This window comes from Fulvivirga kasyanovii (assembly GCF_009711405.1).
Taxonomy (GTDB): Bacteria; Bacteroidota; Bacteroidia; order Cytophagales; family Cyclobacteriaceae; genus Fulvivirga; species Fulvivirga kasyanovii.
In genome coordinates this window covers 1-10,456 of record NZ_SMLW01000440.1, presented here as the reverse complement: position 1 = coordinate 10,456, position 10,456 = coordinate 1, and the positions used below count along the sequence as shown (strand labels likewise).

10 protein-coding genes are annotated in these 10,456 nt (G+C 39.0%); 7 read left to right on the top strand and 3 right to left on the bottom strand.

The genetic code is table 11. The features are described from left to right. The 4 genes from E1163_RS06920 to E1163_RS06905 form a co-directional block, all read left to right on the top strand. The coding region (locus E1163_RS06920) for a substrate-binding periplasmic protein (RefSeq protein ID WP_155170709.1) at positions 1-757 on the top strand (757 nt) is incomplete at its 5' end. 261 nt (positions 758-1,018) lie between these two features. Beyond that, a complete protein-coding gene (locus tag E1163_RS06915) occupies positions 1,019-2,317 on the top strand; it encodes an NAD(P)/FAD-dependent oxidoreductase (protein ID WP_155170708.1) in 1,299 nt (432 codons plus the stop codon). 341 nt (positions 2,318-2,658) lie between these two features. Continuing rightward, a complete protein-coding gene (locus E1163_RS06910; protein WP_343033769.1) occupies positions 2,659-3,699 on the top strand; it encodes a sensor histidine kinase in 1,041 nt (346 codons plus the stop codon). Positions 3,700-3,743: 44 nt separating this feature from the next. Continuing rightward, positions 3,744-4,466 (top strand): LytR/AlgR family response regulator transcription factor, encoded by a 723-nt coding sequence (locus tag E1163_RS06905; protein ID WP_155170707.1) that lies wholly within the window; start codon positions 3,744-3,746, stop codon positions 4,464-4,466. On the opposite strand, the gene E1163_RS06900 is transcribed toward E1163_RS06905, so the two are convergent. Genes E1163_RS06900 through hemW form a run of 3 tightly spaced genes read right to left on the bottom strand, consistent with a single transcriptional unit; the run spans position 4,461 to position 6,772 of the window. Beyond that, a complete protein-coding gene (locus E1163_RS06900; protein ID WP_246223532.1) occupies positions 4,461-4,856 on the bottom strand; it encodes a hypothetical protein in 396 nt (131 codons plus the stop codon). The genes E1163_RS06905 and E1163_RS06900 overlap by 6 nt on opposite strands. 30 nt (positions 4,857-4,886) lie before the next feature. Beyond that, entirely contained in the window at positions 4,887-5,642 is a 756-nt protein-coding gene (locus E1163_RS06895) for a cyclase family protein (protein ID WP_155170705.1), read from the bottom strand. Next, on the bottom strand, positions 5,639-6,772 hold the full coding sequence (hemW, locus tag E1163_RS06890) for a radical SAM family heme chaperone HemW (protein WP_155170704.1): 1,134 nt from the start codon (positions 6,770-6,772) through the stop codon (positions 5,639-5,641). Before hemW ends, E1163_RS06895 begins: the two co-directional genes overlap by 4 nt. A 40-nt stretch (positions 6,773-6,812) precedes the next feature. Between hemW and E1163_RS06885 the strand changes: the two genes are divergently transcribed. From E1163_RS06885 to E1163_RS06875, 3 genes are all read left to right on the top strand, one after another. Beyond that, on the top strand, positions 6,813-8,552 hold the full coding sequence (locus E1163_RS06885) for a BamA/TamA family outer membrane protein (RefSeq protein WP_155170703.1): 1,740 nt from the start codon (positions 6,813-6,815) through the stop codon (positions 8,550-8,552). A gap of 25 nt (positions 8,553-8,577) precedes the next feature. Next, complete coding sequence (locus tag E1163_RS31200; protein ID WP_155170702.1) at positions 8,578-9,717, top strand: DUF4271 domain-containing protein; 1,140 nt, start codon at positions 8,578-8,580, stop codon at positions 9,715-9,717. 36 nt (positions 9,718-9,753) lie between these two features. Beyond that, positions 9,754-10,456 (top strand): uroporphyrinogen-III synthase (locus E1163_RS06875; protein ID WP_155170701.1); only part of this gene is annotated, 703 nt, incomplete at its 3' end.

Genomic DNA, 10,456 nt, shown 5'->3' with positions numbered 1-10,456 from the left:
CAAAGGGTCAGCTTCTTGGGTTTACACCTATGCCGAATCGCCCGGCTTTTCTTCAAAGAAAAACGGTGAGATGACAGGTATCACCGTTGATCTGATGAAGAAGTTTGAAGAGTATGTTGAAAATAAAGAAGGTATTGAAGTCAGTGTAACTTACCAGAGCAAGGATCCAAACAATTTCACATTGTTTCTGGAAGAGGTTAAGGAGGCAAAGGGCGGTGTATTTGGGTTGAGTAATACTACAATTACGGACGCTCGTAAAAGAGTGTATAATTTTAGTCCTCCATATATTACCAACATAGGAATGGTGCTTACCCATAACTCAGTACCAACGTTGAACAACATTAGCGAGGTTGCTGAAAAGTTTGCGGGTATGACAGTAGTAACTATAAAGAACTCGACCAATGAAAAGTGGGTGATGGATATCAAATCAAAATACTACCCGGAATTAAAAGTAGAGTATGTAACCTCATTTGGTAAGGCTATGGACGCGATTATTGCAGATCCAAAAAAATTTACCAATGTAGATTTTACCTATTATTTTGAGGCTATTCAAAACAGGCAACCTGTAAAGAGACATCCTGGTGGAGATGAAAGCACAGAGCAATTTGGAATAATAATGCCCAAAAGCAACGATTGGGCTCCTTTGCTGGAAGAATTTATGAGTAATGAGTTTATTACCAGCGTGGAATACAAGAAGATAATAGCTGATAACCTGGGACAAAGCGCCATGAAATTCTTTGAGACCTTGAAAAAATAAAAATGGAAAAGCACGAAGATAATTCGTGGGGATAAAAATAAAAGTGCCGCTGTTGTAGCGGCACTTTTCATTCAACCAAAACCTTGAAAATTATCAACTATGAATTATTGCTTATTTTAAAAAGCCAAATTTGTCTAAAAGAGTTCCCTTTAAAATAATAAAAAAATAACCCCTCTAAATCTGTCCGTTTTTCTTCTTTTATTTAGTCACAATGAGCTAATATTACACCGGCAATTTTTACCAAGATAATCTGCGATAGCTATGAAGCATATACCGGTGCCGGAGTCCAAAAATCCACGTTTGATTATTATAGGAGGAGGTTTTGCGGGCATTAAATTAGTTAAAAGGTTGGCTAAGGCCCCTCTTCAGATAGTGTTGTTCGATCGAAATAATTATCACACCTTCCAGCCCTTGCTTTACCAGGTAGCTACTGCCGGGCTGGAACCTGATTCTATCGCCGATCCTTTACGAAAACAGTTGGAGCCAGTGAAGAATTTTTTCTTCCGAATGGCAGAGGTATATTCGGTTGACCCCGGCAGCCAAACTATTCAGACAGAGATTGGGGAAATGTCTTATGACTATCTGGTGATAGCTACAGGGTCCAAGACAAATTATTTTGGCAATGAATCTATCATGGCCAATGCCTTTCCATTAAAACAAATCCCACAAGCCCTTGACCTTCGCAGTCATATACTTCAAAACTTTGAGGCAGCCACTATCACTGATGACCCCGAGAAGCTTGAATCTATGATGAACATTGCCATTGTAGGTGGTGGACCTACAGGAGTGGAAGTAGCAGGAGCCCTGGGAGAGTTAAAAAAGAACATCCTTCCCTCCGATTATCCGGAATTGGACTTTGATCAAATGAATATAACCCTGCTGGAAGGAACTCCGCGGCTTCTGGGTGCGATGTCTGAGTTTGCTTCAAGAAAGGCTTTAAAATATCTTAAGAAATTTGATGTTCATGTCCAATTAAACACTTTAGTGACCTCTTATGACGGCACAGTAGCCAAATTAAGCAATGGAGATGAAATAAAAACCCAAACGCTGATTTGGGCGGCAGGTGTTCAGGGAAACTTCCCGGATGGGATAAATGACGGATCAGTTGAAAGAGGCCGTTTAGTTGTTGACGAATACAGCAAGGTCAAGGGCTACGAAAATATTTATGCCATAGGTGACATTGCAGTAATGAAATCAAAAGAGTTTCCATATGGCCACCCTATGCTCGCACCCGTAGCCATACAGCAAGGAGATCATTTGGCTGAAAATTTAAAAAGAACATTTAAAGGGAAACCACTAAAGCCGTTTACCTATAAGGACAAAGGCTCTATGGCAACTGTAGGACGAAATAAGGCTGTTGTAGATATGGGGAAGCTACGATTTGGAGGTCTTTTCGCGTGGATGATCTGGATGTTTGTGCATCTTATCTCCATTATAGGTTTCAGGAATAGGCTCATTGTGTTCAGTAACTGGGTATGGAACTACTTTACGTACGATAAAGGGACAAGACTTATTATCAGAAGGTTTATCCCGAGACATCGTAATAATCACAAAGAATAATGAATAAAGCCGGTATACAATATTTTGTCGGAGGTCTGATGTTGCTTTTTTCTTTCTATCAGATATATATAAAAGAGTATTGGGAAGCATCGATGTACATAGCCGCCGGGCTTGCATTTATAACTATGGGCCTTATAAAGAATGACGTATTCCCTAGGCAGAGAACGCTACTGAACGCCTTATCATGGATCTTCATATTATTGGCGGTTTTTTTATTCCTCTTCCTGGTCAGAACAGACGGCTAATTCCGCTAAATACGTCTTTCTTTCCACTGATAAAAAAACGTAATTTTTAATCCCTGTTATTAAGTAAATTTGCTTTTTGATAGTGCTTAAAGATTAGTGAATAAACTCAAGTTATATTGGTCGTTGCAGATAGGTGGCTGGCTTCTGTTTGCCATTGTGCAGATATTAGGCTTCATCTTTCTCGGAGGGCAACTGCTAAAAACCTCTCAGGTGATATTCTGGTTGCTGGAGGCTATCACTTTTTTGTTAATCACCCACCTGTTCAGAAGGTTTATTATTAATTGGGGTTGGCTGGCATTTAATATGGCCAAGTTAATACCCCGGGTTCTTTTGGCTGTTTTTGGCCTGGGGCTTACAGTCTACTTTATCAGGGTGCTTATTAGTTTTCCACTTGGCATGTTCAATCCACAGGTCTGGAAAATCAGCAATGTGGTTGGACTTACTATGGTTTATGCCCTGATCTTTTTTTTATGGTCAGTTCTCTATTTTATTTACCATTATTTTGAGCGATACAATCTGTCATTGCAACATGAAGCCGCCATCAATGAGATTGAGCTCAATAACCTCAAGTCCCAACTTAATCCACATTTTATTTTCAATGCATTGAATAGCATAAGGGCTTTGGTAGATGAAAACCCTGTCAAATCAAAAAATGCTATTACGCAGCTTTCCAATATCCTAAGAAACTCGTTGGTTTCCGATAAAAAGAGGTTGACTAACTTTGAAGATGAATTAAAAACAGTGAAAGACTACCTTGGCCTGGAAAGTATACGGTTTGAAGAGCGTTTGAGGACGAGGTTTGAGATTCACCGGGAATCGTACAAGTTTTTAGTCCCCCCTTTAATGCTACAGACCCTTGTGGAGAACGGTATTAAACATGGTATATCAAAATTAAAAGAGGGAGGAATAATTGATTTGCGAACTTTTGTGACCGATTCGCAATTAAAAATAGAGATAAGAAACAGTGGACACTTTAAATCCGTTAATGGGGCTAAAGCTGAAAACAAGGGTGGTTTAGGGCTTCGCAATACCAGGCAGAGATTGAAACTATTATACGGGGGCGAGGCCAGTTTAATTGTTAAGAATGAATCTAAGAATATTGTTTTGACAGAATTAGTCATACCTAAGCGGAATTAAGCTATAATAACGGATTTAATAGGGCTCAAAATAAATTTGAATATATGAAAGCATTAATAATTGATGATGAGAGATTGGCACGAAAAGAGCTGACAAATCTGCTGCAGGATTATGGCCAGATAGATATAGTAGGGGAGGCTGCCAATGCAGATGAGGCATTGGAAATGGTCAATAGTTTAAACCCTGATCTTTTATTCCTGGATATTCAGATGCCCGGTAAAACAGGTTTTGAATTGCTTGAAATGCTGGACAACGTGCCCCAGGTGATATTTACTACAGCCTATGATGAGTTTGCATTGAAGGCATTTGAAGTAAATGCACTGGATTATTTGCTAAAACCAATACAAACAGAGCGTTTAAACGAAAGCATAAATAAATTACTAGCTAAACATCAGGCAGCTAATACCACTGCCAGAAGTTCTGATAAAAAGCTTACACTTGATGATCAGGTTTTTGTGAAAGATGGAGACAAGTGCTGGTTTGTAAGCCTTTCCAATATCCGATTGTTCGAATCAGATGGTAATTATATCAAGGTTTACTTTGATAATAACCGCCCCATGATCCACAAATCTTTAAACGCGCTTGATGAGAAGCTTGACTCCAGGCATTTTTTCAGGGCAAGCCGAAAGCACATCGTTAACCTAAGCTGGGTTGAGGGTATTGAGCCGTGGTTTAACGGAGGTCTCATGGTGAGGTTAAGAGGAGGAGACAAAGTAGAGGTGAGCCGCAGACAGGCTGCAAAATTTAAAGAAATGATGAGCTTATGATCCGCCGGAGATCTTTTTAACGATCTCCATAAGCTCAGCTTCTACATTCCAGTCGCGTGCCAGTTTTAGCATGGCCGTTGCTTCAAGCTCTGTAACATAACCCTTTAGGCTATTGGACTTCCAGACCATATCAATGTAAAATACCCTTTTTTCAAGAGGGTAGTCTCCAATAATATCATTTAAATATTCACGGGCACGGTCGAAGGAGTTGAAATAATCTTTAGCAATGAATTCATTTGCCCATTTTAGTTCTTCAAGGCCATCAATTTCCTGTGCAGTTTCCTGCAGGTTTTGCCTCTCTTTTTCATCTAATCCGTGATAGTGAAAAATTACAGATTTAAGTAACAGATATGCCTTCTTTTCTTCGCTAGTCATGGGGTCATTTTTCATTAGCAAAAAAAGTAAAATAAAATTTAAAAACTAATATTCCTTAACTTTAAAAAGTACAGGTTTACTAGGGCTGGCATCAGCTTCAAGGCTGGTAACTTGCAAATTGAGTAAGTATAACCCATCCTGTACATCATTGTTTACGTAAATCAGTTCTGTAATGGTGCAATCCTTTCTGATATTACCATTCATATTCCAAAAAGCTTTGTGAGACCTAAGCTCACCGCCATCAACCTCCTTATCTACAGACGGAAGGTCAATAAGCAAGTGTTTTACCCCCTTTTCACACAGAAATTCTGCAATTCTGCCATCCATAAAGGGTGGATTGGCACCAGAGTATTGTTGATGAAGCTTTTCGGTAGAGTTTGGAGCCGTTCTGATAACAACAGCCTCTATGCCATCACGGAATTCGGACTGGAAATCATCAAAACCAATCACCATATCACCATTGGGTTCACGGATAGGTGTGAGGGTTATTACCTGGGCTATAAAATGATACCTGTTCAGGCACTTATTCAAAGTGGCTCCTCTATCGGAAGAGATATGGCCATAGCACTCTGTATGGGTTCCGTTTCCATGAGGTGTAAGTGTAATTGCCTGATAATTAACACTTCCTCCCAATGCCACACTACCCACAAAATCCCCTGATTTAATGGTTTCAAATCTAACAGGCTCTGCATAGTAGCAGTTGGGGTTTTCGTTTCCTTCTTTTAATGGAATGGATATATCCACCGGATTTATAAGATCAGCTTCGTATGTTTTTCCATTTAAAACAAAAGATGCTTTCATATTTTAATTTTAAATAAGTCGGAAGATATTTTATCTGCCAGTAAAAAGCCACTTTTGGTCAATTTAAGATGGTTATCGTCAATTATAGCATAATTTTTTGCAAATAAACGCTCCAGGTAAGCCCCCTGCTCACTAAGGAGATCATACTCCCATTTGTATGCCATCTTTCCAAGATCTGCGCCCCACTTCGTTCGTAGTGTGGTAAGCAGATATTCATTGATCCTGTCTTCATCGGTTAAAATATCCTCTTCATAAGGGATTTCTGATTCTGCTATAGCTTTCATGTACTTCGGGTTATGGCTAATATTAAACCTGCGGTTTACCCCATCATAAGAGTGAGCGCTAGGTCCTATTCCCAGATATTTTTCCTGCTTCCAGTAACCTGAATTATGACGGGAATAATATCCCGGTTTACAGAAATTAGAAACTTCGTATTGCTCATAATCGGCCTGGGTAAGCCGCTCCATAAGTATCTCAAACTGAGTAGCGGAAAACTCTTCATCGATTGGAGGAATATTGCCCTTGCGCAGCCAGTTGCCAAAAGTGGTTTTAGGCTCAATAGTTAAACTATATGAAGATATATGCTCAGGCTGCAATTCCAGAGCCTGATCAAGATCCTGGTGCCAGTTATCATGGCTATCTGCCGGTATGGCATAAATCAGGTCTATACTGATATTATTGAATCCGGCCTTTCGGGCATTTTCAAAACACCTGAGCGCCTGCCCACGGTCATGCGCCCTGTTCAGATACTTTAATACATCCTGATTAAATGACTGAATACCTATACTCAGCCGGTTGATACCTATTTGGCGAAGCGATTCCAGTTTTTCCGGAGTAAGGTCATCAGGGTTAGCCTCAAGCGTTATTTCAGGATCACCAGCTATACTATAGTTGGATTTAATTATATCCAAAATCCGTCTTAATTGTTCATCGGTTAAAAGAGAGGGAGTTCCTCCGCCAAAATAAATAGTTTTGACAGGCTCATGATGAAGGTAATCTTTTTGTAGCTTTAGTTCTGCGCATAATGCCTCGGTCATTTCTTTGACATACCTTTGATTAGTACTGAAATGGAAGTCACAGTAATAACAAGCTTGTTTACAAAACGGAACATGTAGATATATACCAGCCAAATTGTTATAATTAAGTCAGCTTAAAATTAAACCTATTTATTTGGTAAGGAAACTATTCCATATCGCTTTCTTTTTTTTACCAGTTGCTACTTATTGTCAGGAGCAAGGCTACACACTACAATTTTTAGGCACTGATAAAACACTTGATATTATAGAAGAATTCCAGCCCTTGAAACAGCCTGTTGCAGATTCACTGGAAGTGATGGTGCTGACCAATAAGTTGCTAACGGGCCTATATTCCAAGGGATACTTAAGGGCTAAATACACTGGTATCAGCATCTCAAATCATACCTTTAGCCTGGGTGTAAGTACCGGGGACCAATATCATTGGGCCTACCTTCATAAAGGATCGGTTCCTGAGGTCCTGCTCAGCAAAATTGGTTACAGGGAGAGGTTCTACATTAATAAACCTTTTAAATACGGCGAACTTGCCAGATTGTTTAGGAAGATTGTAAAGCAGAGCGAAAACACTGGCCACCCATTTGCTTCAATAAGCCTGGATTCAGTAACCGTTTCTGACAATGTTATCCAGGCGGTACTTAACTATACCAGCGGCCCCTTGATAACCTACGATTCTCTAATAATTAAGGGCACCGATAAGGTTAAAAGCAAATGGCTGATGAGTTATCTGGAGTTGCGGCCCGGGGAGGTATTTAATCAAAGTACAGTCAACAAAATACCGGCCCGCATCAGTAAACTTGGTTTTATGGAACTAACCGGCCCGGTTCAGATAACCTTTCAAAATAGTCAGGCAAGTATACAGCTACGCCTGGAACCTATAAATGCTAATCGAATTGATGGCGTTGTAGGAGTTTTGCCAAATGCCCAAAATGACGGTAAACTATTGGTTACCGGACAATTTGATCTTTCTCTCACAAACTTATTCAATAGCGGTAAGCAACTTGATGTAGTGTGGCAAAGGTTGAAACCACTATCTCAGTTTCTCAACATTTCATATCGCCACCCAAATATACTAGCCTCTCCCCTAAATTTTAGCACTTCTTATGAGCTCCTAAAGGAGGACACCACCTTTATTAACAGGAATGCATTTATAGGATTTGACTATCAGGTTGCAAATAGTAATATATCTTTCTTTACAAAATTAAAAACCTCAAGGTTGTTAAGTACTGAAGGCCTTGAGGACGTTTTGAGTTTGCCCGAAGTCAATGATTTTAACCTTAATTATTATGGTATAGGATACGGTGTAAATAATTTTAATGAACGAATAAACAGAAAGTCGGGTATGGGGGCCTATTTGGAGGCAGCAGTCGGCACAAAGAAAATCAGAAAAAATGTATCATTACCTTCTGAAATATATGAAGGACTGGAATTAAATACAGTACAGTATCAATTTGAAGGCTTGTATCAATATTATTTACCCATAAGTAAATTGTTTGTCTTTCATCAAAAAATAACCGGAGGTAAAATTATTAACGACCAGTTATTTAAAAATGACCTGTTTAGGCTAGGAGGTTTAAGGAGCCTTAGGGGATTTAATGAAAACTTTTTTTTCGCCTCAGATTATCTGGTCTCAAATATGGAAGTTCAACTGCATTTTGATGAAAGCTCATCCTTGTTCATTTTTTACGACCAGTCCTATTTGTACTTTGATCTGGGAGGGAATAGCATGTCGGATAATCCCTTAGGAATAGGTGCAGGTATCAACTTTTCCACCAAGGCGGGTGTTGTAAGCCTTGTATATGCAGTTGGTAAATCGGAAGATCAGGTTTTAAGTACGCGTCTTTCAAAGTTTCATTTCGGTTATATAGCTAAATTCTGATAAATTGCAGCGAAATCTTACGAACGTGAAGAAAAGGTTACTATATATATTTTTTTATCTGATACCCGGCTTATACACTTTTGAAGCCATAGGGGCTGACACAACACTTGTAAGGGACGTGTCCCATGATTGGTACTTTTACGATGAAAGTGGGGGGAGCTATCTTCCCTTAGTGAGTAGATCTTCATTTAGAGGCAAGACAATCCATTTTGATATTTCACCATCAGACTTTCATAACAGTATTCTACAGGTAAGAGGCGAGCAGGAGTTTTCTTTTTTTCTTAACAACAGAATGTTAGGGGTGATAAAGAATAAATCATATGACCTGGATAGTCTTAAAAGTGCATATGGTTCTGACCAATGGCATTTTACTATATATCATAAGAAATTGGACCCTTTCGGCGTAAGTACACGTATCGTGAAATACAGCTCCAAGGATAAGCCCCTTGCAGAAAATCCAGTGATTGTACGTACACGAGATGTACATCCTTTTTATAATTTTGTTATTACGGCTTTGGTACTGATAGGTGCTTTTCTGGCAGCGCTGTACAATTATTTCCCACGGATGTTGTCAGATTTTTTTAAAACCAGCAGAGCATTCTCTCTGAGGGAAAGTGACGAAAACCTATTTAAGAGCCGGCCCTTAAACCAGATCAACCTTTTAATATACTTGTATCTCAGTTTTTTGGTAGGCCTGGTTTTGTTGTTGCTGGTCTATCAGTCGGATATTCATGTAGAAGCCAGCCTGTTTAACCCTGATGGATATTGGGACAGTTTATGGAAGTGGTTCCAGTTATCTATGTTGATTACGGGGTGGTTCTTTGCCAAATATCTGCTAATCAGCAATATGTCTTCACTGTTCAAGCTGGGTAATTTTGTAGTGTCCCACTTTTTCAATTATATCCGGATGACCCTGATTATTTTCAGTCTTGCTTTGATTGCAATTGTGCTGTCCCGCTTTGGTTTCACCATCTTTTCAGCAGATTATTACAGCTCCATTATTAATATAATATTGATCTTCCTTGGGTTGAGGGTGGTAATTTTGTTTTTTAAATTATTGAGTTCAGCCTCATACAAAACTTTACATTTATTTTCATACCTTTGCGGCACTGAAGTAATACCATTTGGTATTGTCCTTTATTTAGGATTAAATCAACCATTCTGATTTACTAAGAGTAAAGAGTAACTGTTGAGTGAAGTTATGACCGATCAAGTGAAAGATAGGATGCGTCCCGTAAGGAGTATCCTCGTTTCTCAGCCAAAACCTAGTGATGAAAATTCGCCTTATTTTAAATTGGCGGAAAAGTATAACCTAAAGGTAGATTTCAGACCATTTATTCAGGTGGATCCTGTATCTCTTAAAGAATTCAGGCAACAAAAAATTGATGTTCTGAAGCATACGGCTGTTATTTTTACCAGTAGAAATGCTGTTGATCATTTCTTCAAGATTTGTGAGGAGATGAAAATCGAGATGCCTGCAGACATGAAGTACTTCTGTATTTCAGAGCAAACGGCAAATTACCTGCAAAAATATATTGTTATCAGAAAACGAAAGATTTTTACAGGTCATCGTACAGCCACCGATCTGTTGGAAATACTTAAAAAACATAAAAACGAAAAATATTTATTCCCATGTTCAGATATCAGGAAAAATGATATTCCGGATTTTTTGAATCAGAATGGGTTTAACTATAGTGAAGCTATTATTTATCGTACAGTAGCTAGCGACCTTTCGGATCTTGAAAATGTGTATTATGATATCCTGGCTTTCTTTAGCCCTTCCGGTATCAATTCGCTTTTGGTCAATTTCCCTGAGTTTAAGCAAAACAATACGAGAATAGCAGCTTTTGGTCCGACGACAGCAAAGGCCGTAAGGGATGCGGACTTGATACTGGATATAGAAG

Excerpts from the sequence above, each read along its gene's own strand:
- E1163_RS06915 (WP_155170708.1), top strand. The coding sequence starts at position 1,019 with ATGAAGCATATACCGGTGCCGGAGTCCAAAAATCCACGTTTGATTATT.
- E1163_RS06905 (WP_155170707.1), top strand. The coding sequence starts at position 3,744 with ATGAAAGCATTAATAATTGATGATGAGAGATTGGCACGAAAAGAGCTG.
- E1163_RS06900 (WP_246223532.1), bottom strand. The coding sequence starts at position 4,856 with ATGAAAAATGACCCCATGACTAGCGAAGAAAAGAAGGCATATCTGTTA.
- E1163_RS06895 (WP_155170705.1), bottom strand. The coding sequence starts at position 5,642 with ATGAAAGCATCTTTTGTTTTAAATGGAAAAACATACGAAGCTGATCTT.